The organism is Knoellia flava TL1 (assembly GCF_000768675.1).
Lineage (GTDB): Bacteria > Actinomycetota > Actinomycetes > Actinomycetales > Dermatophilaceae > Knoellia > Knoellia flava.
In genome coordinates, this window is sequence record NZ_AVPI01000028.1 from 1 (window position 1) to 23309 (window position 23309).

Here is a 23309-nt window from a genome sequence, read left to right on the forward strand (position 1 = left end):
CGGCTGCGCGCCCTGCGCCGGGCCGTCGTCCCCGCGGCCCGCGTGGCCCCCGGCGTCTTCCGGGCCGCGGTCAACCAGCTGGCGCGGCCGGCATGAGCGCGCACCCCGGCACCGAGGAACGCGTCGTCCTGCTGTCCGAGGACGGGCAGCCCATCGGCGACGCCCTCAAGAGCGAGGTGCACCACACGGACACGCCGCTGCACCTCGCGTTCTCCTGCTACGTCCTCGACGACGCGGGGCGCCTCCTGGTGACGCGGCGCGCGTGGTCGAAGCTCACGTGGCCCGGCGCCTGGACCAACAGCTGCTGCGGCCACCCCGCACCGGGCGAGGAGGTCGAGGACGCCGTGCGCCGACGGCTGCGGCAGGAGCTCGGCCTCGAGGTCGAGGGACTGCGCGCCGTGCTGCCCGACTTCCGCTACCGCGCGGTGATGCCGGACGGCGTCGTCGAGAACGAGGTGTGCCCGGTCTTCGTCGCGCGGTGCACCGACCCAGGCTCGGTCGCGCCCGACCCCGACGAGGTGGCCGAGCACGAGTGGGTCGACTGGGCGACGTTCCGCGCCGACGCCCTCGAGGGGCGCCGTGAGGTCAGCCCGTGGTGCCTGCTCCAGCTCGACGTCCTTCCGCCCGAGCTCTGATCCGCCGCAGGCCAAGCCACAGGACGGGCGCGTAGGCGCTCGCCCACCACGGGGCCGACAGCTCCACGCGGCACCCGGACCCCCGCTCCCTCACGGTGTGTCCCGTGGCCGGTATGCCGCCCACGCGCCACGACCAGTGCCGCACCGCTCCCTCGGGGACCCAGTCCTCGACCCGGAAGGGAAGTGTGGGACCGGCCACGGTCCGGACGTGCCCGGTCGCGCCGGCGGTGAGGACGCCGCTTCCGTCGTCGAGCGTGGCCGCGCGCACGGTCGGCCCCCACGTCGGCCACTCGGCGAGCCGGACGAGCAGGTCCCACGCGACGTCGGCGGGCGCCTCGACGTCGAGGCCGAGGGTGAGGGAGGCGGTCGGAGGTCTCACGGCCGCCCCAGTCTCGCAGCACGAGAGGGCCGGTGGGCAGCGAGCGAGGACGGGTCGGGGCCGACCGGCCGACGGGTGGCGGACCGGGCCCGCCGCGCGCTGCCTACGCTGGGAGCCATGAGCACCGCGCCCGCCACCGCCCGCACACCGATCGGCCCCGCGGCCGTCGTGGGTGTGAGCGGCCTCGTCGTCGCCCTCGTCGCGGCGTCCCTCGCGGGTGTGCTCGCGCCGCTCGTCCTCGACGACCCGGGCCCGCTCGTGCGCTGGGCGCTGCCTCTCGTGCGCGTCGTGAGCGACCTGTCCTCGGCCGCAACCTTCGGCCTGCTCGTCCTCGCTGCCTTCCTCGTGCCGGAGCGACGCACGACCGAGCGCCGCGTCCAGGCCTCGCGCCTCGCCGCCGTCACCGGCGTCGTCTGGTTCGTCGCCGCGGGGCTCGGCGTCTTCCTCACCTTCGCCTCGCTCGCCGGCCTCCGCCTCGGCGACCCCGAGCTCGGCCGGCAGTTCCTGACCTTCGTGTGGTCGCTCGAGGTGACCCGCGTCCTCTCGATCTCGACCGGTGTCGCCCTCGTCGTCACGACTGGCGCGCTCCTCGCACGGACGCGGACGGCATACGCGTGGCTCGCCGCCGTCGCGCTCGCGGGCATCGTCGTCGTCGCGCTCACCGGCCACTCGGCCGGCAGCGCGAGCCACGAGGACGCGGTCAACTCTCTCGGCGTGCACCTCCTCGGCGTCACCGTCTGGGTGGGCGGGCTCCTCGCCATCGCCCTTATGCAGCCCCGCATCGGTCAGGACCTCGCCGCGACCGTCTCCCGCTACTCGGTGCTCGCGGGGTGGGCCTACGCCGCGGTCGCGGTCACCGGTCTCCAGCAGGCCGTCATCCGGCTCGGCGGGCCGTCGGGCGTCGCGTCCGCCTACGGCGCGATGGTCGTCGCCAAGACCGTCATCCTCGTGACGCTCGGCGTCATCGGCTGGCAGCAGCGGCGCCGGGTCATCGTCTCGATCAGCCGCGACGGCAGCGGGTTCGCCCGTCTCGTCCTCGTCGAGCTCGGGCTCATGGGAGCGGCGTTCGGGCTGGGCGCCGTCCTCAGCCGGACGCCCCCGCCCGTCCCCGACTCCGAGCAGTCGCCGAGCGCGGTGCTCTCGATCACCGGCTTCCCCGACCCCGGACCGATGTCGACGTCCGACTGGCTCACCCAGTGGCGGCCGAACTGGCTCATGCTCGCGATCGCCGCCGTCGCGGTCGGGCTCTATCTCGCCGGTGCCCGCCGCCTCGCCCGCCGCGGCGACTCGTGGCCGGTCCATCGGGTCGTGCTGTGGACCCTCGGCTGGCTCGCCTTCGTCTGGGCCACGAGCGGAGCGCCGGACATCTGGGGCCGCGTGCAGTTCTCGGTGCACATGGTCATGCACATGGTCGTCGCGATGATCGTGCCGCTACTGCTCGTGCCCGCGGCCCCGCTCACCCTCGCGCTGCGTGCCCTGCCCGCGCGACCCGACCGCACCTGGGGACCGCGGGAGGTCATCCTCCAGGTCGTCCACTCGCGGGCGATGCAGCTCTTCGCCAACCCGGTCGCCGCCGCCGTGCTCTTCTTCGGCAGCCTCGCCGCCTTCTACTGGTCGCCGCTCTTCGAGCTGGCCCTGACGACGCACACCGGGCACCTGCTCATGCTGGCCCACTTCCTCCTCACCGGCTACCTCTTCACTTGGGTGCTCATCGGCATCGACCCCGGTCCGCCGAAGTGGTCGCCGGCGATCCTGCTGCTCATCCTCTTCGCGACGATCACCTTCCACGCCTTCTTCGGGGTCGCGCTCACGGGCACGTCGTTCGTCCTCGCACCCGACTTCTTCGAGCAGATCAACCTGCCGTGGGGTCCCGACCCGCTCGCGGACCAGCAGCGCGCCGGCGAGATCGCCTGGGGCTTCGGCGAGGCGCCGACCCTGGTCCTCGCGATCCTCGTCGCCCGGCAGTGGTTCCGCCGCGAGAGGCAGGAGAGCGTGCGGCTCGACCGGCAGGCCGACCGTGACGACGACGCCGCGCTGCGCGCCTACAACGAGCGGCTCCAGCGGCTCGGCTCGCAGGCCAAGGAGGTCGACTGACGATGCGCATCGCCCTGGTCCAGGTGGCCTACGACGACGACGAGACGCTCGACGCCCGGGTCGAGCGGGTATCGACGATGGTGCGCTCGCTTGCGTCCGCAGATGTGGGGGCCAGGTCGTCAGAACGCCGGACGCAAGGGGCCCCGTCTTCCGTTGCGTCCGCAGGTGTGGTGGGTATGCCGTCAGAACGCCGGACGCAAGGGGCGTCGGGGGTTCCTGACCTCGTCGTCCTGCCCGAGCTCTGGGCCCCCACCGGGTTCGACTACCGGCGCTGGGAGGACGCGGCCGAGCCTCTCGACGGCCCGTGGGTGCAGGCGATGACGGCGCTCGCGGCCGAGACCGGGGTCACCCTGCACGCCGGCTCCTTCGTCGAGCGGCTGCCCGAGCCCGGGGCCGACGGGCGAACCCTCGCCAACACCTCGCTGCTCGTCACCGCGGAGGGTGGGCGGACGGCATACCGCAAGATCCACCGGTTCGGGTTCGGGTCGGGTGAACCCAAGCTGCTCGAGGCCGGCGCAGACGTCGTCACGGCCGAGGTGCCGTCGGGCGGCGACGGGTCGGTCACCGTGGGGCTGTCGACCTGCTACGACCTGCGCTTCCCCGAGCTCTACCGCCGGCAGGTCGACGCGGGCGCGCAGGTCTTCCTCGTGCCGGCCGCGTGGCCGGCAGCCCGCGTCGGGCACTGGACCCTGCTCGGCCGTGCCCGGGCCATCGAGGACCAGGCGTTCGTCGTGCAGTGCAACACCGCGGGCACGCACGCCCGCACCGAGATGGGTGGTCACAGCCAGGTCGTCGCTCCGACCGGCGAGGTGCTGGCCGAGGCCGGCAGCGGTGAGGAGGTCCTCATCGTCGACATCGACCCGGGGCTCGTCGCGAGCACGCGTGAGGGCTTCCCGGTGCTCCCCGACCGCCGTCTCTGAGGCTGTCGCGGAGCCCTCGAGAAAATTCTTGTACAAAGTTTGTCCAAGGTGCATCCCTGCGTGGGGTCGGCCCGGAAGTAGGGGCATGGACGCCTCCCCGGCGCCCCCGAACCCAGGGAGTACCACCGATGTCAGCTCGCAGGATCCTTTCCGCCCTCGCCGTGGCCGGCCTCGCCGGTGCGCTCGCCGCCCCCGCCGCGTCCGCCGCCCCGACGTCCACGACCGCACCGACCGGGACGCGTAGCCTCGCCGCCGTCCTCACCGCGGACGGCAACCAGTTCGACCGCAACTGGTACGACTACGACATCGTCACCGAGGCGGCCCTCGCCGTCCTCGGCGCCAAGCCGACGAGCAAGGTCGGCGTCCTCGCCGACGGCACCGTCCCGCTCACCGCCTTCCTCCCCAACGACCGGGCGTTCCAGTCGCTCGTCGCCGACGTCGCGGGCTCGCGGTTGTCGTCCGAGAAGGCCGTCTTCGACGCCGTCGCCGGGCTCGGGATCGACACGGTCGAGACCGTGCTGCTCTACCACGTCGTGCCGGGCGCGACGATCACGTCGAAGCAGGCCGTCGCCGCCAACGGCGCGGTCCTCACCACCGCCCAGGGCGGCACCCTCACCGTCCGCTCCTACAGCCGCTACCTCCCGATCATCGAGCTGCGCGACAAGGACACCGACGACCGCAACCCCTTCGTCAACCCGTTCGCCCTCGACGTCAACAAGGGCAACAAGCAGATCGCCCACGGCATCACGGGCGTCCTGCGTCCGGTCAACCTCTGACGCCAACCACCGCACCACCACCAACCCGACAGGAGAACGCCATGCGCACCACCCGAACCCTCGCAGTCCTCGCCGTCTCCACCGGTCTCGGCGCCGTCCTCGCCGTCCCGGCCCACGCCGCCGACGCCAAGGTCTCGATCCTGCACGCCGTGCCGGGAGCGACCGTCGACGTCTATGCCAATGGTGACGCCATCCTCGAGGACTTCACGCCCGGCACCCTCACCGACCCGCTCACCCTCCCCGAGGGCAGCTACGACCTCAAGGTCACGGCCGCCGGCGCCGGTCCGGACGGGGCGGCGGTCATCGAGGCCAACGACGTCGCCGTCCCCGGTGGCGCCAACGTCACCGTCGTCGCCCACCTCAACGCGAGCGGCACTCCCATCCTTACTCCCTTCGTCAACGACACCAAGGCGACGAAGGCCGGTCAGGCGCGCATCACGGTGCGCCACACCGCTGCTGCGCCTGCGGTCGACGTGCGTGCCAACGGTGAGGTCGCCTTCGAGGGACTCACGAACCCCAAGGAGGCCAAGGCGGACCTGCCCGCCGGAGCCATCAAGGCCGACGTCGTGCTCGCCGGCACCGACACGGTCGCGATCGGCCCGGCCGACGTCGACCTCAAGGAGGGCACGAACACCATCGTCTACGCGTGGGGTTCGGCCGCCGACGACAACCTCGAGCTCGCGGTCCAGACCATCGACGGCCTGCACAGCGCCCCGAGCGGCGTCCCGAGCGGTGTCGGCGGCAAGGCGGACACGAACTCCTGGCAGCCGCTGACCCTCGTCGGTGGTGCCGCGTTCCTCGCCGGTGGGATCGCGCTCCTCGCGACCCGCCGCCGCCAGGAAGTGCGCGGCTGACGTGAGCCCCTCGTGGAGCTCCGGCCCGAGGAGGGCGGTCGTCGTCTTGGCGGCCGCTCTCCTCGCCGGGCTGCTCGCCTGGGGCACGTATGCCGTCCTCTCACCCGAGCGGCTCACCGACCCTGCCGACGTGACGGCCGCCCTCGACCCGACGCCCACCGCGTCGGGGTCGACGGAGGCGCCGTCCGCCGCGCCGTCGCCGACGGGACGCCCCTCACCGTCGGCGACGGCCTCCGGCGGACCTGTCGCGGTGCCCGTGCGACCGGCAACGCCATCACCTCCGCGCGACCGGCGCCAGACCAGCACCGGCTTCGAGCTCGCGATCCCCTCACTCGACGTACGCATGCCCGTCGTCCCCGTCGGCGTGGCGGAGAACGGCCAGATGGCGTTGCCGGACGATCCCGACGTCGCCGGGTGGTACCGCTTCGGCCCGGCGCCGACCTCGGCCGAGGGGGCCAACGTCATCTCGGCGCACGTCGACTCCCGCGACGGGGTCGGTCCGCTGGCGAAGCTGCCGAAGCTCGACGTCGGCGCCCGGATCGTCGTCACGGTCGACGGCGCGCGGGTCGAGTACGTCGTCGAGCGCGTCGACCAGTACGCCAAGAAGGCGCTCGACGTCGACGCGCTCTTCGCCCGATCCGGCCCCGCTCGGCTGCACCTCGTGAGCTGCGGCGGCGAGTGGAACCCGAGGACCCGCCACTATGACGACAACGTCGTTGCGATTGCCCGCCGCGCCTCCGTCGCGTGAGGTGTCGCCTATCGTGAGGTGGGTGCGAAGTGATGCGCCCCCCGAGACGAGTGACGCCGAGCTGATGCAGCGCGTCGCCGACGAGGACCGGGACGCGCTCGCGGAGGTCTACCGCCGGTTCGGGCCGCTCGTCCACACCATCGCGGTGAGGTCGGTCGGCAGCCACCACGACGCCGAGGACGTCACCCAGCAGGTCTTCGTCGCGCTGTGGCGCAGCCGCCACTCGCTCGACCCCTCGGCCGGCTCGCTGGCCGGGTGGCTGGCCACGGTGACCCGCCGCCGGTGTGCCGACCACCACGCGCAACGCAGTCGGCGGGAGCGGGACGAGCGGGTGATGTCGGTCCCGTCCGAGGTCGCCACCGGGGCGCACCCGGAGGACGCCGCGGATCGAGTCCTCCTGGCCCGGGAGCTCGACGCCCTGGGAGAGCCGCGGGGCACGATCATCCGGATGGCGGTCGTGGAGGACCGTCGGCAGCAGGACGTCGCCGACGCGCTCGGCCTGCCGCTGGGAACCGTGAAGAGCCACATCCGCCGCGGTCTGCTCGACCTGCGCGCCCGACTCGAGGAGGTGACGGCATGATCCGCCCGCCCGCCCACACCCGAGGTGACGTCCTGCCCACGGAGCACCTCGCCGACGAGCGCCTCGTCGACCTCGCGCTCGACGAGGACGCGCTGACTCACGAGCGCGCGCACCTGGGTGTGTGCGCCCTGTGCCGCGACGCGCTGGCCTCCCTGAGCCGCACGGTGGGTGTGACGCGCGAGGCCTCGTCGGTCGAGCTCGTCACGCCCGGTCCGGGGCTCTGGTCACGGATCGAGGCCGCCCTCGATGACCCCGCCCTCGACGATCCCCACGCCGTCGACCCCGACATCGTCGACCCGGGCGTCGACGACCCGGGCGTCGACGACCCGTCCGCGGCGCCGGACGAGGTCCCGGTGCCGGCGGCGCTCCGCACCGAGCCGATGCCGGACGTCGCCGTCCTGCCCCCGGCGCCGACCGAGGCCTCCGCGTCCCCTGAGGTCGTCGTGCCCCTGCGCACCGCGGGCGGCAGAGGCCAGGCGAGTCGTCCCCGCCCTGCGCTCGGGTGGCTCGCAGCCGCCTGCGCCGCCGGCGTCCTCCTCGGCGCGGGTGGCATCGTCGTCGCCGACCGCCTCCGGGAGCCCGCGGTCGACCCGGCGCGCACGGTGGCGACCGCGGAGCTCGACACGCTGGACACGGCCCAGCGCCTCGGCACGGCGACGGTGAGCGAGCGCGCCGATGACGTGACGCTCGAGGTCGCGGCCCGCGACCTGCGCCCCGCCGACGGCGGCTACGTCGAGGTCTGGCTCATCAACCGCGACCTCCAGCGGATGGTGTCGGTGGGGGTCCTCGACGAGAAGAGCGCCGACCAGACGTTCCCGATCTCGCGCAGGCTGCTCGACGAGGGCTACGTCATCGTCGACCTGTCGCGCGAGCAGTTCGACGACAAGCCGCAGCACTCCGGCGACAGCCTCGTGCGCGGCTCGTTGACGACCCGGGCCTGACAGCGGCCGTCTCCACCGCAGCCTCGCGCCCCGGTGACCGGCTCGTCGCTCGAGGGCCGGTCAGCCGGCGTCGAGGTCCTCGAACGGCCAGCCCTCGACCATCCCGGGCGCGCGCCCGGGCTCGATGTAGAACTCGGTGCCGAACCACTCGCGGAACACGTCCTCCGGCATCTGGAGCATCATCCCGACGTCGCTCGTCTGGCTCGCGTGGCAGGCGAGGGCCGCGCGCTTGGCCTCGAGGTCCGGGCTGACGTCGACCCGCCACGAGATCTGCGCCTCGGGCGTGCCGAGGGGCTCACCACCGTCGATCGGCTCGTCGGGGTCCCAGCTCTGGTCGGCCTGCCCGGCCTCGACGGCGCGCTCGTAGCCCTTGCGCATCTCGTCGCGGTTCATCGTCGACTCGAGCAGCCGAGGCCGCTGCGCCGCGAGGTCGGCGGCGCGATGGACGACGTGGTGGACCTTGACGTGGTCGGGGTGGCCGTAGCCACCGTGCCAGTCGTAGCCGACGAGGACGTCGGCGTCCTCCTCGTCGAGCACCTCGACCAGGCGGCCGGCGGCCTCGTCGAGGTCGGCGCCGTGGAACGAGCCGTCGTGGCCGTTCTGCTCCCAGCCGTGCATGCCGGAGTCGTGATAGCCCAGCCAGACGATGCGCTCGGTGCCGGTGACCCGGGCCGACGCCTCGGCCTCGCTACGACGGAAGTCGGCGAGGGTGCTGCCCTCGGGCAGGTCCTCGGGCGAGGTGCCGAGCTCGCCGCCTGTGCCGTAGACGACGACCACGCGATGGCCCTCGCGCGACAGCCGGGTCATCGTGCCGGAGGTGCCGGACGCCTCGTCGTCGGGGTGGGCATGGAGGAAGACGATCGTGGCCATGCGCCCATCCTGCCGTGCGCCTCGGACACCGTGACCCGTGCCGGATACGCCTGCAGCGAACCCGCCTCAGCCTCCGAGGATCGCCGCGACCTCGGTCTGGCCCCGGTCGCGGGCGTGATCGAGAGCGGTGACTCCGTCGCGGTCGGGGATCGATGGGTCGGCGCCTGCGTCGAGCAGGATCCGCACGATCTCCTGGTGGCGCGGCCCGCCGTCGCCGAGGATGACCGCCTCGAGCAGCGCGGTCCACCCGAGGTCGTTGACGTGGTCGACGTCGATGCCGGTCTCGACGACCCGACGGACGTAGTCCACGTGGCCGCGCTCGCTCGCCGGGATGACCGAGACGCCGCCGTAGCGGTTGCGGATCGTGAGGTCGGGCCCGGCGGGCAGCAGCGCCTCGAGCATGGCGACGCTGCCGGTCACACCGGTGACGAGCCACGGGGTGTCGTGGCGGTCGTCGAGGGCGTCCGCCGACGCGCCCCGCTCCACGAGGACCTCGGCCACCTCGACGTGGTCGTGGGTCGCGGCGAGCAGCAGTGCGGTGCGCCCCTGCTCGTCGCGCCTCTCGATGTCGGCGCCGGCCTCCAGCGCGGCCCGCACCCCCTCGACGTCTCCGGACGAAGCGGCGGCGAGGAGGTCGGTCGCGGGACTTGTCACGTCGTCATCCTGCCGTGCCGTGCACCCGCCCACGAGCAGCAGGCACCCCATCGCGAGGGCGAGGACGGCGACGACGAGCCGGCGCACGGGGTCACCTCCTGGTCGGGCTCCGACGGGCACTCCCAGTGTCCCCGTTCCTAGGATGACCGGGTGACCGATCGCAGCGCCGCCGTCGCAGAGCTCGCCTCCTCCCTGCCCGAGGGGGTCGTCGCCACCCGCCCGGAAGCGCTCGAGAAGTACCGTTTCGACTGGGCCAAGGACCCCGAAGCCGGTATGCCGTGTGCGGCCGTCCGTGCCGAGACCGCCGAGCACGTCCAGGTGGCCGTGCGCTGGGCCGCGAGCCACGGCATACCCGTCGTGCCCCGCGGAGCGGGGTCGGGGCTCAGCGGCGGAGCCTCGGCCGTCGAGGGCGGGATCGTCGTCAGCCTCGAGCGGATGACCGCGATCGAGATCGACCCAGCGGCGCGCTGCGCCGTCGTCGAGCCGGGAGCGTTCAACGCCGCCGTCAAAAAGGCCGCGGCCGAGCACGGCCTCTGGTACCCGCCGGACCCGAGCTCGTTCGAGATCTGCTCGATCGGCGGCAACGTCGCGACCAACGCCGGCGGGCTGTGCTGCGTGAAGTACGGCGTGACGACCGACTACGTCCTCGGGCTCGACGTCGTCCTCGCCGACGGGCGCCTCGTCACGCTCGGTGGCAAGACGATCAAGGACGTCGCCGGCCTGTCGCTGCTCAAGCTCTTCGTCGGCAGCGAGGGCACGCTCGGCATCGTCACGAGGGTGACGCTCCGTCTCGTCCCCGCGCAGCTCGCTCCCTCGACCCTCGTCGCCACCTTCGATACCGTGCGGGCCGCGGCCGACGCCGTCGTCGCGATGGGCCGGGTCGTGCGGGCCTCCATGGTCGAGCTCATGGACCGTCCCACGGTCAACCAGGTCGAGGACCACGCGCCCATGGGGCTCGACCGCGACCGCGCGCTCCTCCTCGTCCAGTCCGACGCCCCCGAGGGCGCCCGGGAGCAGGAGATGGCGGTCATCGAGAAGGCCTGCGTCGAGGCCGGGGCGGTCGACGTCTTCGCGACGCACGACCCGGCCGAGGGCGAGTCCTTCGTCCGGGCCCGGCGCCTCGCGTTCCCCGCCGCGGAGGCAGCCGGTTCGCTGCTCCTCGAGGACGTCGGTGTGCCGGTGCCGCAGCTGCCCGACCTCGTCGCCCGCGTCGAGCAGATCGGTGTCGAGCGAGGCGTCGACGTCGTCTGCGTCGCGCACGCCGGCGACGGCAACACCCACCCGATCGTCATGTACGACGCCGCCGACGAGGACTCGACGACCCGCGCCCGCGCGGCGTTCGAGGACATCCTCACGGCGGCGATCGAGCTCGGCGGGACCATCACCGGCGAGCACGGCGTCGGACGGCTCAAGCGCGACGCGCTGCCCGCGATGCTCGGGCCCGACGTCATGGAGCTCAACTCCCGGATCAAGGCCGCCCTCGACCCCCAGGGCCTGTTGAATCCGGGGGCTCTCCTCCCCGTCGTTCCCGCAGGTCAGGGGTAGAGTCGGGGCCGATCCGGGCACCCTGCGCCCGGACACGGCCACAAGGAGTGACCATGTACATCGGACTCGGAATCGTCCTCATCGTCCTCGGCGCGATCCTCGCGTTCGTCCTTCAGGTGGACATCCCCGGCATGGATGACGGCATGCTCGGCTGGATCCTCATCGCCGCCGGAGTCCTCGCGATCCTCCTCTCGTTCGCGATGCGCGGCCGCACCCGGCCCGCGGGCTACACGACGACCCGCTCCTCACAGGTCGACCCCGCCTCGGGCTCGCGCATCGAGGAGACCCGCGTCGACCCCGACTCGCGCCTCTGACGCGAGCGCACGACGCGCGCACCGAGACCCCGGCGACCACGGTCGCCGGGGTCTCGCGCGTCCGGGCCGGCGCACCCGCACGCCGTGCAGGTCCAGGGGAGCGCTCCCCATCGACAGGGTCCGGTGGCGCTGGAAGGGTTGGCACCAGAGCGGATCGGGGGAGCCGCTGTCCGGCCCTCGGGTCGGGCGACGACCGAGGCGCCTGCTCGTGGAGGGGAGAGCAGGCGCCTCGCCCGTCCGTGCCAGACGGCGTCATCCGCACGAGGTGTACTCGCCTCGTCCGGTGGCCGCTACGTTCGGACGATGGCCGAGATGAGCATGAACGAGATCATCCACGCGGCGGTCCGACGCGACCTCGAGCGGTTCGAGTCCGCGCTGCGCTCGTTCCCCGCCGGTGACGCCGGCCGTGCCCGCCAGCTGCGCCGAGCCTGGGCCACCGTGGACCGGCAGCTGCACCACCACCACGAGACCGAGGACGCCTACGTCTGGCCCTACGTCCGCAGCCTCGACGTCGCCGACCCCGCACTGCTCGACGACATGGAGGGCGAGCACCGGGCGATGGCGCAGGGCCTGGGCGCCGTCTCGGCAGCCCTGGACGCCCTCGTCGCCGACCCCACCGCCGAGCGCGCAGCGGCCGCGGCGGACACCGTGGCCGAGACGGCGCGGGTGACCAACGGCCACCTCGCCCACGAGGAGTCAGACGTCATGCCGATCATCAACGATCGCCTCGAGACGCCGGAGTGGAAGGCCGTCGAGCGGCAGCTGCGCAAGGGCAGCCCGGCGATGGCCGGCGAGCTCTTCGCGTGGATCCAGGATGGCGGCGACCCCGCGGCCCAGGCCTCGCTGGCGCGCACGGTCCCCGCTCCGGTGCGCTTCGTCCTCGCACGCATCATCGGACGCGGCTACCAGCGCGAGGTCGCCCCGGTCTGGCGCTGACCGCCCTTCAGAGACGCGTCACAGCTCCGGGACCGCCCCGAACCTGCGGACCTCCTGCGGCCAGCCGCAGCCCTCGGCCACCCGCCCCGCCCACATCTTCGCCGTCTCGTCGTTGGGGACCTCGACGACGCAGAACCCACCGAGCTGCTCGGTCGTCTCCACGTAGGGCCCGTCGGTGATCGTCACCTCGCCGCTCGTCGCGTCGGCGGCGTAGACCGGCGCGCCCTCCTCGAGTCCGCCGGCGAAGACGTAGACCCCCGCGGCCTTCATCTCGTCGATGACCGCCATCGACGGCCGCACCCGCGAGAGGAACCACTCCTGCGAGTGGTCGCCGACCCACTGCTGGTTGAAGTAGATGAGGTACTGCGCCATGTCGTGCTCCTTCGTCGTCGACGGACCCGTCGCCCGTCCCGCCCCGATGACGATCGGACCGCGCCGGTTTCGACACCCATCCTCGACGAACCTGCCCCAAAAGGCCGGTATGCCGGCCGCGCGAGGTGCGCGGCCGGCATACCGGCGGTCGTGCTCTCTCGACTTCTTGCCCGGATGGGACAGGCTCGCTGGCGCTCGCCTGTCGCATCCGGGCAAGAAGTCGAAGCTGTCAGAAGGCGGACTCGGGCACGTCCATGAGCTCGTTGTCGGTCGCCTCGGCCATGGTGCGCTCGGCGGCGAGGCGGGGGAGGACCTGGCGGGCGTAGAACTGCGCGGCCGCGACCTTGCCGGTGTAGAAGTCCTTGTCCTTCTCCGACACCTCGCCCTCGAGGGCCTTGAGCGCGACGTCGGCCTGGCGCAGGAGCAGCCAGCCGACGACGAGGTCACCGGCACCGAGGAGGAGACGCGTGGTGTTCTGGCCGACCTTGTAGAGGTTGGCGACGTCGCCGCCCTGACGCGGGTCGGACTTCATGAGCTCGCCGACCATGTAGCCGAGGATGCCCTGGACGTTCTCGAGGGCCTCGCCGAGCAGCTCACGCTCACGGTCGATCTTGCCGTCGTGGCCGCCGAGGTCCTTGGCGAACTCCTGGATCTGCATGGCGATCGTCGTGAGGGCCTGGGCCTTGTCCTTGATGATCTTGCGGAAGAAGAAGTCGAGGCCCTGGATCGCGGTCGTGCCCTCGTAGAGGGTGTCGATCTTGGCGTCGCGGACGTACTGCTCGACCGGGTAGTCCTGGAGGAAGCCGGAGCCGCCGAACGTCTGGAGCGACTCGGTGCCGAGGAGCACCCAGGCACGCTCGGAGCCGAGGCCCTTGACGATGGGCAGGAGCAGGTCGTTGACGCGGTTGGCGAGCCCGGCGGCGGAGTCGTGCTCGACCTGCTCGGCGCCGGTGCGCAGCTGCTCGGTGTCGACGACGTCCTGCTGGCTGGCGGTGAAGAGGACGAGCGCGCGCAGGCCCTCGGCGTAGGCCTTCTGCAGCATGAGGCTGCGGCGCACGTCGGGGTGGTGGGTGATCGTCACGCGCGGGGCGGACTTGTCGGTCTGCTGGGTGAGGTCCGCGCCCTGCACGCGCTCCTTGGCGTACTCGAGGGCGTTGAGGTAGCCGGTCGACAGGGTGGCGATGGCCTTGGTGCCGACGAGCATGCGGGCGTTCTCGATGACGCGGAACATCTGGGCGATGCCGTCGTGGACGTCGCCGAAGAGCGTTCCGGTGGCGGGCTTCTCGCCGCCGAAGGTGAGCTCGCAGGTCGTCGAGACCTTGAGTCCCATCTTCTTCTCGACGTTGGTGACGTAGACCCCGTTGCGTTCGCCGAGCTCGCCGGTCTCGAGGTCGACGGCGTACTTCGTGAGGATGAAGAGTGACAGGCCCTTGGTGCCGGGGCCGGCCCCCTCGGGGCGGGCGAGGACGAAGTGGACGACGTTGTCGACCATGTCGGACTCGGCGCTCGTGATGAAGCGCTTGACCCCGGTGATGTCCCAGGTGCCGTCCTCGTTCTGCGTGGCCTTCGTGCGGCCGGCGCCGACGTCCGAGCCCGCGTCGGGTTCGGTGAGGACCATCGTGCAGTGCCAGTCCTTCTCGATGATCCAGCGCGCGAGCTTCTTCTGGTCGTCGGTGCCGAGCAGGTAGAGGAGCTTGGCGAAGGAGTAGGACGCGTTGAACATCGCGAGCGCCGGGTTGGCGCCGAGGACGAGCTCGTTCATCGCCCAGCGCAGGCTCGGCGGGGCGACGGTCCCGTCGAGCTCGCCGGGGACGTCGACGTTCCAGAAGCCGCTCTCGCGGTAGGCGGCATACGACTTCTTGAAGGACTCCGGCATCGTCACGGCCTGGGTCTGCGGGTCGTAGACGGGCGGGTTGCGGTCGGCGTCCTGGAAGGACTCGGCGATCTCGTTCTCGGAGAGGCGCGCCACCTCCTTGAGCATCTCGCGCGCGGTGTCGGTGTCGACGTCGGCGTAGGGGCCCTGCCCCAGGACGTCGCCGCGACCGAACACCTCGAAGAGGTTGAACTCGATGTCGCGCAGGTTGCTCTTGTAGTGGCCCATGCAGCCATGGTGCTACCGACGAGTAGCGAGCGGCAAGATGAGCGACCGGTTTGTGACTAAGCGCACGCTTAGTGGGCTGGGTCACGTCGCGGACATGGCCGGCATACGGTCGATGACGCCGTATGCCGTGTGTGCCGGTCCTCATCTCGGGTGCACGCGTGTGGTTCGCTGGCTGTCATGCCCGCCGGACCCAGCGACCCCGCACGCCGAACACAGGACGAGGACGCGACGACCGCGTCGGCCCCGACGACCGCGACCGCCAAGAAGGTAGCCGCCGAGAAGGCTCCTGCCACGGTCCCCGCGAAGGCCGAAGAGAAGGCCGCCGCAGATAAGGCAGCGGCCGAGGCCCCGGCGAGCAGCGCCGCGGTGACCGAGGCGACCGCCGCCGTCGAGCGCCGGGAGCTGTGGGTGGCCCGCGACGTGCTCGCCGCGCACGTGCGCGAGGAGCGTGACATCGAGGCGCTGCGCCTGCTCGGCGAGGTGCACCACGGGATGGGCGACCTGCCCGCCGCGGGCGCTGCGTGGTTCGGCGCCGGCGTCAAGGGCCCCGAGGTCGACGCGGCCGTCGAGGCCTGGCGCGCGTCGCACGGTGACGACTTCGCCGCGATGTGGCGCTCGCTGCCCCGGTCGGTCCGCCAGGAGCCGCGGTCCAAGAAGGTCGAGGCGCTGCGCGCCAAGGCGCTCGAGGCGCGCGACGCCCAGGACGCCGCGGCCTCGGCGTCGTCGAGCGCCGTGGTCCCGGCCGCCGCGGGCGAGTCTCCGGGCAGCGGAGGCATCGACGCGGCCCAGATCATCGCCTGGGTCATCGCGGCGTTCGTCGTCGTATGCGCGGTCGTGGGACTCGTCCAGATCCTGCGCTGGATGGTCCCCGGGGGCTGATCGACGTCGGTTCGCACGGACGCGGACCGCACGGACGCGGACCGCACGGATGGGCGACGGGCGACCCTCCGGCATACGCCGCTCTTCGTGCTCGTATGCCGTCCGCGCGCCGCGCGTGGCGACGTCCGGGTAGGTGAATGTTTGACCACTTCGCCGTGCTCGATGTCCACCGAACGGGCCGCGACCTGCGACAATGGGTTCAGCCGTCCCTCCGTTGTGGAGGGCGCCCACCCTGCCAGGACTTCCGTGAACTCCGCTCTCCCCTGCTTCCCGATGTTCGGCGCCTTCCGCGCCGGCGTCGCCGGTTCCCCCTCGTGAACTACGTACCGGGACTCCTGCTCAGCGACCGCTATCGCCTCGAAGAGGTCATCGCCGAGGGCGGGATGGGCCAGATCTGGCGCGCCCTCGACGAGCGGCTGCAGCGACCCGTCGCCGTCAAGGTCCTGCGACCCGATGCCGGCGGCGACGACACCTTCATGGAGCGGTTCCGGATCGAGGCGGTCAACTCCGCCGCGCTCCAGCACCCCAACATCGTCACCGTGCACGACTTCGGCGAGGGAGAGACCTCGGCGTTCCTCGTCATGGAGCTCATCGAGGGCCGGCCGCTGTCGACGATCATCCGCGAGCGGGGTCCCCTTCCCGCCGACCAGGTGAGCGATATCCTCCAGCAGTCGGCGTCCGCGCTCCAGGCCGCCCACGACGCCGGGGTCGTCCACCGCGACGTCAAGCCGGCGAACATCCTCGTCGACGACGACGGCTATGCGCGGCTCACGGACTTCGGCATCTCCAAGGCGATGGCCGGCTCCGCGCTCACCCAGACCGGGGAGATGCTCGGCACCGCGCACTACCTCTCACCGGAGCAGGTGCAGGGTCGTCCCGCGACGCCCGCCAGCGACCTCTACGCACTGGCGGTCGTCGGGTTCGAGATGATCACGGGCAGCCGGCCGTTCGCCGGGGAGTCGATGATCGTCACCGCGCTCGCGCACGTCGGGCAGCCGGCGCCCGAGCTGCCCGACTCGGTGCCCGAGCCGCTGCGCACGACCGTGCTCTCCGGACTCGCCAAGCTGCCGGAGAAGCGGCCGAAGGACGCCTCGGCGTTCGCCGACGCGCTGCGCCTGCCGGCGGGCACGGTGCCGGAGGAGCTGGTGGAGGGTGCCGAGTCCGCGGTCGGACCCGTCGTGGCCGGGCTCCCGGACGGGATGTTCACGCCCTACCCGCCGCAGCGCGCCGAGGGCGCCTGACCGTCGGGTTGCCGGCCGGTGGGAGTGGCCCGTCGGGGCCATGAGCCACGCCCACTGACGGCTCCTTCGCGCGCCGGCGCGTGGGTCGCACTGGCTCTGGTCGCGCCGAGTCGCCGGTCCGACACTGGCCTCGTCGGCACCGAGAGGGGGTGCTGACCGGAGGAGCGTCGGGTTGGCGACGGCTCCCCGCGCCCACGTGCCCCACCTGACCACCGGAGCCGGCGATGGCTGTCACCGCACGCACCCGACCCGCATTCGTCCACAGGCTCGTCGCAGCCGTCGCCGTCGCGGCCGTGCTGTCCGGGGTGCCGGCCCTGGGTCCACCCGGTCTCGCTCCCGGCGCCCGGGCCGCGGTGCAGTCGTGCTCGTCGAGCACACCGATCGCCGACCGACCGACGCTGCGGCGTGGCGACACGGGCAGCTGCGTCCGGGTCCTCCAGCAGCTGCTCCTCGCGAAGGGCTACTCGGTGGGCAGCGCCGGGGCCGACGGGTCCTTCGGCGGGGCGACGTGGCTGGCGGTCCGGCGCTTCCAGTCCGACCACATCAACCTGGCGATCGACGGGGTCGTGGGCCCGCAGACGTGGCGCACGCTCGTGCTCGGCGGCACGCGCTACTCCCGGACACGTGGACCCAACCTCACGAGCAGGGTGGTCCTCAGCTTCGACGACTGCCCCAGGAGCTACACCGCGTTCCAGAGCGCGGTGCTCGGTGCCGAGCGCCTCGGCGTGGCCCTCGTGCTCTTCCCGACGGGGAACTGCCTCCTCTCGGGCCGTTTCAGTGCGGCCTACGCCCGCAGCCACGGGCACTACGTCTTCAACCACTCCGTCTCGCATCCCGACCTGAGGACGTTGAGCTACTCGGGTGTGCTCTCCCAGCTCGGGTCGCCGGGTGTGGTGACGTCCTACGGGCGGCCGCCATACGGGGCCTACAACACCACCGTGCTCAACGGCTACGCCGCCAAGGCGATGCGCGTGTGGACGTGGACCGTGGACACGCAGGACTGGACCGGCAGGACCCAGTCGGCGGTGGTGTCCCACGCGGTGTCGTCCTCGAGCGCCGGGGGGACGGTCCTCATGCACATGGCGTGGAACGCGTTCAACACCACGGCGATCTCACAGATGAAGTCCGGCCTCGCCAACCATGGGCTCGGAGTGTGCCGCAACCTCGGCCCGACCGCCGTGGCGCCACGGACGCTGTCCTGTTGAGGACCTGACCCCGAGCCGACCGCTGCGTGCCAGCCCCGGCCGCCGATCAGCCGGCCGTCGGTCAGCGGGGCGGTCCCGCTGCGGTGAGCCGCCACACCTTCGCGCCGTTGCGTTCGGCGACGACGCGGAAGTCCTCGGGGAAACGGAGGTCGCAGCTCGTCAGGGCGGCCTGCAGGCGACGGGTCTCGGTCCTGATGAGGGCCCTGGGGGTGACGGGCTGGATGACGAAGAGGTCCTCGGGCGTCTCGCGGCGGCAGCTGCGTGCGATCGACGCCTGCCAGGAGCCTCCGGCCCACGGGCTCGCCCATCCGCTGCGGTTGAACATGAAGAGGTATCCGGGCGTCGCCATGGCCACTGCCGGCACACCCTCCGCCTCCTGCTCGATCGCCGTGGCGTGCAGCCAGTTCGCCACGGCGGCCTGGTCGTCGTTGAGCGCGATGCCACGCAACGGTGGCACGCTCGTCGGCGATGTCTGGTCGAGCAGGGGGAACGAGCGGTAGGGGTGGACCGTGACCTCCTCGAGGACCGCCGCGGTCGCGAGGGCGACGACTGCGCCCGCGAGGAGCACGGGAGCGGCGCGCACGACCGGTGGGGCGACGCGGGCGAGCAGGCAGAGAGCCACGCCGCACAGGACCGCCCACGGCATGGCCGAGAAGACGGTGTGAGCCCAGATGGCGTTGTTGGTGCCGATGGGTGCGATGAGTGGGGTGGCCAGGGCGAGCAGCACCACGAGCACCAACCGCCACGGTCGTGGTCCGGCGGAGGCTCGCGACGACTCGGTGCGGGCCACCACCGCGAGGGCGCCTCCTGCACCGAGGCCGAGGCTCGTGGCGATGGCGCCGAGACCGGGGAACGTGCCTTCCACGGCCGCTCCGGCCTGGACCGCGACGAAGGCGGCCGCCAGCACGCCGGCGGCAATGACGGCGAGCCACCGACGCCGGCCGGACAGGGTGCACACCAGGGCGAAGGCCAGCAGCAGCAGCAGCGGCAGGACGACGGCCCGCAAGGTGGTGCGCGTGGAGTCGAGGTAGGTGTGGATGATGACGTCGATCGAGTGACGGCTCGCCTGCTGGGCGGAGCTGTCCGTGAGCATGTGCAGGGCATTGCGAGTCACGGTGACGAAGGGGACCCCGAGAAGCCTCATGACGCCGAGGCAGAGGACCGCGCCCGCGGTGGCGCCCGCGAGCCGCATCCATCTCGCGCTTCCGGTGACCGGCAGGGCAAGGGCCACGAGAAGGACGACCATCCACACGACGGCTGCCGTGAACTTCGCCATGGTGAGCGGCACCACGAGAAGGCCGGCTACGAGCCAGGGAGCGACACGTCGTCTCCGGTCGTCGTCCTCGAGCGGCACGAGACCCACGGCGAGTGCAGCGCAGAGGAGCGCGCTGAGCCACGCCGAGAGCTCGTTGTAGCCGAGATAGCGCGGCGGGTATGTCCAGACGAGCAGCGTTCCGGCCTGGGCCACGAGCAGGACGAGCCCGCGCTCCCGTCGGTTGAGCCGCACGCCGGCCGCGGTGAGCACCCGGATCGCTGCCCACGTGACTACGACCGACACGGCGAGGTAGCCGAGCAGCCGCAGGACGCGCATCGTGAGGACCGTCTCCCCGGTCAGCGTCCACACGGGATGCAGCAGGTGCTGGAACCCCCAGGCCTCACCGGCCGCCACGCGGTCACTGGCGATCATCGTCCAGACGAAGGCCTCGTCGCTCCAGTCCATGCCGTGGGGGAGGCCTGCCACCACGAGGGCGATCCCCGACAGGGCGGCAAGCCCGGCAGGGACCAGCAGCACCGGGTGCCACCGACCCTCCCGAGGCAACACAGAGACCCTCTGTGCCATGGAGACGATGGTGGCGCGATGTCCGGTCGCAACGCCACCCCCTCCGAAGGGTTTCGGTTGGGCGATGCGCTGGTGACGAGCCGTGGTGGAGCCGGTGACGGGAATCGAACCCGCGTGTCCAGCTTGGGAAGCTGGCGCTCTACCATTGAGCTACACCGGCAAGCGCCCCCGTTCGAGGGCGCCGACGAGAGTTTAACCCACCGTCCCGGCCGTCCCGCGACCACCGTCGGCAACCGCCGCCGCGAAGTTCGTCGCCCACGACGCCATCGCGTCGCGCACCTCGGCGTCCGCCTCCTCGACCGTGAACGGGGCACCCGCGAGCCCCATGCCGAGCAGCAGGAACCCGATCTCGCGCGTCTCGGCCTCGACCCGGCAGCGTCCGTCGCCCAGGTCCGTCACCGTCGTCCACCGGCCGATCCGCTGCTCGACCTCGACGGCCGGCGCGGACACGACCGTGACCAAGCGGTGGGCCTCGGTGCGCCCTTGCAGCCCCGCCCGCACGTATGCCGCCGCGTCGCCGCCCGGGATCTCTCGCCGCCGGAAGAGCGACTTGGTCCCCTGTGGCTCGGTCAGCCGGTCGAGCCGGAACGAGCGCCAGTCGGAGCGCTCGAGGTCGAACGCCAGCAGGTACCACCGCCGCCCGACGGTGACGAGCTGGTGCGGCTCGACGTGGCGTCGCGCCTCCGCCCCGGCAGCGACTCCGCCACGAGCGGTGTAGGAGAACCGGATCCGCTCCGAGTCGCGGATGGCCTGCGCGATCGCACCCAGCACCGAGGCCTCGACCTCCGGCGCCTCGGCGAACGGCGCGTCGACGGTCGCCGAGCGCAGCGCCTCCGCACGACGACGCAACCGGGCAGGCAGCACCTGGACGACCTTGGACAGGGCGGACAGTGTCGAGTCGGCCAACGCACCCGACTGCGCCGAGGCGGTCTGGCCCAGCGCGACGACCATCGCGATCGCCTCGTCCTCGTCGACGACGAGCGGCGGCATCGACCCGCCCGCCCCGAGCTGGTAACCGCCCTCCACCCCGCGCGACGACGAGACGGGGTAGCCGAGCTCGCGAAGCCGGTCGATGTCACGGCGCAGGGTGCGCTCGGACACCTCGAGCCGCGACGCCAGCTCGCCGCCCGGCCAGAACCGGTGGGTCTGGAGCAGCGACAGCAGCCGGAGGGTGCGAGAGCTCGTGTTCGCCATGGATCCAGAGTCGCAGACACAGCGGACAGAAAGTGGCCGGAATGCTGAATAGCGTCGTTGACATGACCACAGCAACAGCACCCGAAGCCGCCTCCTCGCCCGTCGCCGACGCCCAAGCCGTCGCCGACACCCGAGCCGTGGCCGACACCCCGATCAGCGGCCGCGCGCGCACCCTCGCGCTCGTCAGCCTCCTCCTCGCCTCGATGATGGAGCTCATCGACATCACGATCGTCAACGTCGCCCTCCCGACGATCGAGTCGACCCTGAGCGCGAGCGCGGGCATGCTCCAGTGGGTCGTCGCGGCCTACCCGCTCGCGTTCGGCGTCTCGCTCATCACCGGCGCGCGCCTCGGTGACCGGTTCGGCCGTCGCCGGCTCTTCCTCGTCGGGCTCGTCGGCTTCACCGTCGCCTCGGCCGCGTGCGGGTTCGCTCCGGGCATCGAGACGCTCGTCGCCTCCCGCGTCCTCCAAGGCGTCGCTGCGGCGGCGATGGTGCCGCAGGTCCTCACGAGCATCCAGGTGATGTACGCCCCGCACGAGCGCGGCACCGCGATGGGCATCTTCTCCGGGCTCGCCGGCATCTCCGCCGTCCTCGGCCCGATCCTCGGTGCCGTCCTCACCGAGGCGGCCGGCTGGCGCTGGGTCTTCCTCGTCAACGTCCCGATCGGCGTCGTCGCCCTCCTCGCCGCGCTGCGCTTCGTCCCCGAGTCGCGCGCCGCCCGCGCCCCGCGCATCGACCTGCGCAGCGCCGCGATCCTCTCGGCGGGCCTGCTCGCCGTGCTCTACCCGCTCGTCATGGGTCACGAGCTCGGCTGGCCGACCTGGACGTATGCCGTCATGGCAGCGGGTGTCCTCGTCCTCGCCGCCCTCGTCCGCTCGCAGCACCGTCAGGGCCGTCGCGGTGACGACCCGATGATCGCGACCGAGCTCTACGCCGGCCGGGCCTTCACCGGCGGCACCGTCGTCGGCGCCCTCCTCTTCGTCGCCAGCGCGGGCTACTTCCTCGCCAACACGCTCTACTTCCAGCTCGGGCTCGGCTGGAGCGTCCTCAAGGCCGGCCTCGTCGGCATCCCGTTCGCCGTCGTCTGCACGGTCACCGCGGGTCTCGGCGCGGCCGTGCTCATGCCGAAGGTCGGCCGGGCCGTCCTCAGCCTCGGCGCGGTCGTCATGGCGCTCGGTGCCGGACTCACCGCGGTCGCGGTGGTTGGCGCCACGCCCACGACGAGCTTCTGGGTCTTCGTCCCGGGCATCGTCGTCATCGGCGCCGGCTTCGGCTTCGTCGTCTCCTCGACCGCTCCGCTCGGGCTCATGCACGTCGAGGGACGCCACGCCGGCGCGGCCTCGGGCCAGTTCAACACCACCGGCCAGCTCTCCAACGCGGTCGGCGCGGCCGCGCTCGGCACCCTCTTCTTCGAGGTGGCGAGCCGGCAGAGTGGTGAGGTGCCCACGGACCTGCTCGGGCCGGCATACGTCGTCGTGCTCGTCGTCGTCGCAGCGCTCTCGCTCGTGACGGCGGTCGCGACCCGGATCATCCCGGCGGACGCGCACGTCGGCGCGGACCCCACGCAGGCGCACTGACGCAGACCGACGCGACGTCCGGTGGGCAGCCCGGCTGCCCACCGGACGCGCGGCGTGCTCGCCGACTACTGTGGCGTCGTGCTGCTGAGCGACCGTGACATCAGGACCGAGATCGACAACGGACGGGTCGTCCTCGACCCGTGGGACCCCGAGATGATCCAGCCGAGCAGCATCGACGTGCGCCTCGACCGCTACTTCAGGCTCTTCGACAACCACAAGTACCCCTACATCGACCCCTCCGAGGACCAGCCCGACCTCACCCGCCTCGTCGAGGTCGAGCCCGACGAGCCGTTCGTGCTCCACCCCGGCGAGTTCGTCCTCGGCTCGATCTTCGAGACCGTCACGCTCCCCGACGACGTCGCCGCCCGCGTCGAGGGCAAGTCGAGCCTCGGCCGTCTCGGCCTCCTCACCCACGCGACGGCGGGCTTCGTCGACCCGGGCTTCAGCGGTCACGTCACCCTCGAGCTGAGCAACGTCGCCACGCTGCCGATCAAGCTCTGGCCGGGCATGAAGGTCGGCCAGCTGTGCTTCTTCCGCCTCTCGAGCTCGGTCGAGAACCCCTACGGGTCGTCGAAGTACGGCTCGCACTACCAGGGCCAGCGCGGACCCACCGCCAGCCGCAGCTTCAAGAACTTCCACCGCACGCAGGTCTGA

General features: G+C 72.3%; 23 protein-coding genes and 1 tRNA gene. 16 read left to right on the plus strand and 8 right to left on the minus strand.

Features of this window, described 5'->3' with window-relative positions:
• Positions 1–92: 92 nt before the first annotated feature.
• Positions 93–635, plus strand: a complete 543-nt coding sequence (idi, locus tag N798_RS10110; protein WP_035948177.1) for an isopentenyl-diphosphate Delta-isomerase — start codon at positions 93–95, stop codon at positions 633–635.
• Here the strand turns inward: idi and N798_RS10115 are convergent.
• Complete coding sequence (locus N798_RS10115; protein ID WP_035948178.1) at positions 586–1014, minus strand: SRPBCC family protein; 429 nt, start codon at positions 1012–1014, stop codon at positions 586–588. The two genes, idi and N798_RS10115, sit on opposite strands and share 50 nt — an antisense overlap.
• A gap of 117 nt (positions 1015–1131) precedes the next feature.
• Here N798_RS10115 and N798_RS10120 point away from each other — a divergent pair, with 117 nt between their 5' ends.
• From N798_RS10120 to N798_RS10150, 7 genes are all read left to right on the plus strand, one after another.
• On the plus strand, positions 1132–3108 hold the full coding sequence (locus N798_RS10120) for a cytochrome c oxidase assembly protein (protein WP_052117147.1): 1977 nt from the start codon (positions 1132–1134) through the stop codon (positions 3106–3108).
• 2 nt (positions 3109–3110) lie between these two features.
• Positions 3111–4028 carry a carbon-nitrogen family hydrolase gene (locus tag N798_RS10125; RefSeq protein WP_035948179.1) on the plus strand — a complete coding sequence of 306 codons (918 nt, stop codon included), beginning with the start codon at positions 3111–3113 and terminating at the stop codon, positions 4026–4028.
• 128 nt (positions 4029–4156) lie between these two features.
• A complete protein-coding gene (locus N798_RS10130; protein WP_035948180.1) occupies positions 4157–4804 on the plus strand; it encodes a fasciclin domain-containing protein in 648 nt (215 codons plus the stop codon).
• Between the two features lie 41 nt (positions 4805–4845).
• Positions 4846–5658 (plus strand): DUF4397 domain-containing protein, encoded by an 813-nt coding sequence (locus N798_RS10135; RefSeq protein ID WP_035948181.1) that lies wholly within the window; start codon positions 4846–4848, stop codon positions 5656–5658.
• 1 nt (position 5659) lies between these two features.
• The gene (locus tag N798_RS10140; protein ID WP_229708398.1) at positions 5660–6406 is read left to right on the plus strand and encodes a class F sortase; all 747 of its coding nucleotides are present in this window, start codon (positions 5660–5662) and stop codon (positions 6404–6406) included.
• A gap of 22 nt (positions 6407–6428) precedes the next feature.
• Positions 6429–6986, plus strand: coding sequence for an RNA polymerase sigma factor (locus N798_RS10145; protein ID WP_229708397.1), 558 nt, complete (start codon positions 6429–6431; stop codon positions 6984–6986).
• Positions 6983–7927 (plus strand): anti-sigma factor, encoded by a 945-nt coding sequence (locus N798_RS10150; RefSeq protein ID WP_035948183.1) that lies wholly within the window; start codon positions 6983–6985, stop codon positions 7925–7927. The genes N798_RS10145 and N798_RS10150 overlap by 4 nt, the downstream gene beginning before the upstream one ends.
• Before the next feature lie 60 nt (positions 7928–7987).
• Here the strand turns inward: N798_RS10150 and N798_RS10155 are convergent, their stop codons facing one another.
• Positions 7988–8797, minus strand: a complete 810-nt coding sequence (locus tag N798_RS10155; protein WP_035948184.1) for a PIG-L deacetylase family protein — start codon at positions 8795–8797, stop codon at positions 7988–7990.
• Between the two features lie 66 nt (positions 8798–8863).
• Positions 8864–9538 (minus strand): ankyrin repeat domain-containing protein, encoded by a 675-nt coding sequence (locus N798_RS10160; RefSeq protein WP_229708395.1) that lies wholly within the window; start codon positions 9536–9538, stop codon positions 8864–8866.
• Positions 9539–9601: 63 nt separating this feature from the next.
• Here N798_RS10160 and N798_RS10165 point away from each other — a divergent pair, with 63 nt between their 5' ends.
• From N798_RS10165 to N798_RS17390, 3 genes are all read left to right on the plus strand, one after another.
• Positions 9602–10996 carry an FAD-binding oxidoreductase gene (locus tag N798_RS10165; RefSeq protein WP_035948186.1) on the plus strand — a complete coding sequence of 465 codons (1395 nt, stop codon included), beginning with the start codon at positions 9602–9604 and terminating at the stop codon, positions 10994–10996.
• Positions 10997–11049: 53 nt separating this feature from the next.
• Entirely contained in the window at positions 11050–11310 is a 261-nt protein-coding gene (locus tag N798_RS10170) for a DUF6458 family protein (RefSeq protein ID WP_035948188.1), read from the plus strand.
• A 303-nt stretch (positions 11311–11613) separates the two neighbouring features.
• Complete coding sequence (locus N798_RS17390; RefSeq protein ID WP_052117151.1) at positions 11614–12246, plus strand: hemerythrin domain-containing protein; 633 nt, start codon at positions 11614–11616, stop codon at positions 12244–12246.
• Positions 12247–12264: 18 nt separating this feature from the next.
• Here the strand turns inward: N798_RS17390 and N798_RS10185 are convergent, their stop codons facing one another.
• Positions 12265–12618, minus strand: coding sequence for a YciI family protein (locus tag N798_RS10185; protein WP_035948192.1), 354 nt, complete (start codon positions 12616–12618; stop codon positions 12265–12267).
• Positions 12619–12847: 229 nt separating this feature from the next.
• A complete protein-coding gene (locus N798_RS10190; RefSeq protein WP_035948194.1) occupies positions 12848–14719 on the minus strand; it encodes an acyl-CoA dehydrogenase in 1872 nt (623 codons plus the stop codon).
• A gap of 177 nt (positions 14720–14896) precedes the next feature.
• Here N798_RS10190 and N798_RS10195 point away from each other — a divergent pair, with 177 nt between their 5' ends.
• The 3 genes from N798_RS10195 to N798_RS18130 all read left to right on the plus strand — a co-directional run bounded on the left by N798_RS10195 (position 14897) and on the right by N798_RS18130 (position 18044).
• Positions 14897–15598 carry a hypothetical protein gene (locus N798_RS10195; RefSeq protein WP_035948196.1) on the plus strand — a complete coding sequence of 234 codons (702 nt, stop codon included), beginning with the start codon at positions 14897–14899 and terminating at the stop codon, positions 15596–15598.
• 314 nt (positions 15599–15912) lie between these two features.
• Positions 15913–16839, plus strand: a complete 927-nt coding sequence (locus tag N798_RS10200; RefSeq protein ID WP_052117153.1) for a serine/threonine-protein kinase — start codon at positions 15913–15915, stop codon at positions 16837–16839.
• A gap of 224 nt (positions 16840–17063) precedes the next feature.
• Entirely contained in the window at positions 17064–18044 is a 981-nt protein-coding gene (locus N798_RS18130) for a peptidoglycan-binding protein (RefSeq protein ID WP_035948197.1), read from the plus strand.
• A 61-nt stretch (positions 18045–18105) separates the two neighbouring features.
• Here N798_RS18130 and N798_RS10210 read toward each other — a convergent pair whose 3' ends face one another.
• The 3 genes from N798_RS10210 to N798_RS10220 form a co-directional block, all read right to left on the minus strand.
• A complete protein-coding gene (locus N798_RS10210) occupies positions 18106–19836 on the minus strand; it encodes a hypothetical protein (protein ID WP_035948198.1) in 1731 nt (576 codons plus the stop codon).
• A 134-nt stretch (positions 19837–19970) separates the two neighbouring features.
• Positions 19971–20044 (minus strand) — tRNA-Gly (locus tag N798_RS10215).
• Positions 20045–20076: 32 nt separating this feature from the next.
• Positions 20077–21078, minus strand: coding sequence for a helix-turn-helix transcriptional regulator (locus tag N798_RS10220; RefSeq protein ID WP_052117155.1), 1002 nt, complete (start codon positions 21076–21078; stop codon positions 20077–20079).
• Positions 21079–21140: 62 nt separating this feature from the next.
• Here N798_RS10220 and N798_RS10225 point away from each other — a divergent pair, with 62 nt between their 5' ends.
• Both N798_RS10225 and dcd read left to right on the plus strand, forming a co-directional pair.
• Entirely contained in the window at positions 21141–22655 is a 1515-nt protein-coding gene (locus N798_RS10225) for a DHA2 family efflux MFS transporter permease subunit (protein WP_156971701.1), read from the plus strand.
• A 78-nt stretch (positions 22656–22733) separates the two neighbouring features.
• Positions 22734–23309 carry a dCTP deaminase gene (gene dcd, locus N798_RS10230; RefSeq protein WP_035948232.1) on the plus strand — a complete coding sequence of 192 codons (576 nt, stop codon included), beginning with the start codon at positions 22734–22736 and terminating at the stop codon, positions 23307–23309.

Bases quoted from the DNA above. Each gene is read 5' to 3' on its own strand.
- N798_RS18130 (WP_035948197.1), top strand. From the start codon at position 17,064: ATGGCTGTCACCGCACGCACCCGACCCGCATTCGTCCACAGGCTCGTC.
- N798_RS10170 (WP_035948188.1), top strand. From the start codon at position 11,050: ATGTACATCGGACTCGGAATCGTCCTCATCGTCCTCGGCGCGATCCTC.
- N798_RS10220 (WP_052117155.1), bottom strand. From the start codon at position 21,078: ATGGCGAACACGAGCTCTCGCACCCTCCGGCTGCTGTCGCTGCTCCAG.
- N798_RS10155 (WP_035948184.1), bottom strand. From the start codon at position 8,797: ATGGCCACGATCGTCTTCCTCCATGCCCACCCCGACGACGAGGCGTCC.
- N798_RS10190 (WP_035948194.1), bottom strand. From the start codon at position 14,719: ATGGGCCACTACAAGAGCAACCTGCGCGACATCGAGTTCAACCTCTTC.
- N798_RS10130 (WP_035948180.1), top strand. From the start codon at position 4,157: ATGTCAGCTCGCAGGATCCTTTCCGCCCTCGCCGTGGCCGGCCTCGCC.
- N798_RS10195 (WP_035948196.1), top strand. From the start codon at position 14,897: ATGCCCGCCGGACCCAGCGACCCCGCACGCCGAACACAGGACGAGGAC.
- idi (WP_035948177.1), top strand. From the start codon at position 93: ATGAGCGCGCACCCCGGCACCGAGGAACGCGTCGTCCTGCTGTCCGAG.
- N798_RS10135 (WP_035948181.1), top strand. From the start codon at position 4,846: ATGCGCACCACCCGAACCCTCGCAGTCCTCGCCGTCTCCACCGGTCTC.
- N798_RS10120 (WP_052117147.1), top strand. From the start codon at position 1,132: ATGAGCACCGCGCCCGCCACCGCCCGCACACCGATCGGCCCCGCGGCC.
- N798_RS17390 (WP_052117151.1), top strand. From the start codon at position 11,614: ATGGCCGAGATGAGCATGAACGAGATCATCCACGCGGCGGTCCGACGC.
- N798_RS10185 (WP_035948192.1), bottom strand. From the start codon at position 12,618: ATGGCGCAGTACCTCATCTACTTCAACCAGCAGTGGGTCGGCGACCAC.
- N798_RS10150 (WP_035948183.1), top strand. From the start codon at position 6,983: ATGATCCGCCCGCCCGCCCACACCCGAGGTGACGTCCTGCCCACGGAG.
- N798_RS10225 (WP_156971701.1), top strand. From the start codon at position 21,141: ATGACCACAGCAACAGCACCCGAAGCCGCCTCCTCGCCCGTCGCCGAC.
- N798_RS10125 (WP_035948179.1), top strand. From the start codon at position 3,111: ATGCGCATCGCCCTGGTCCAGGTGGCCTACGACGACGACGAGACGCTC.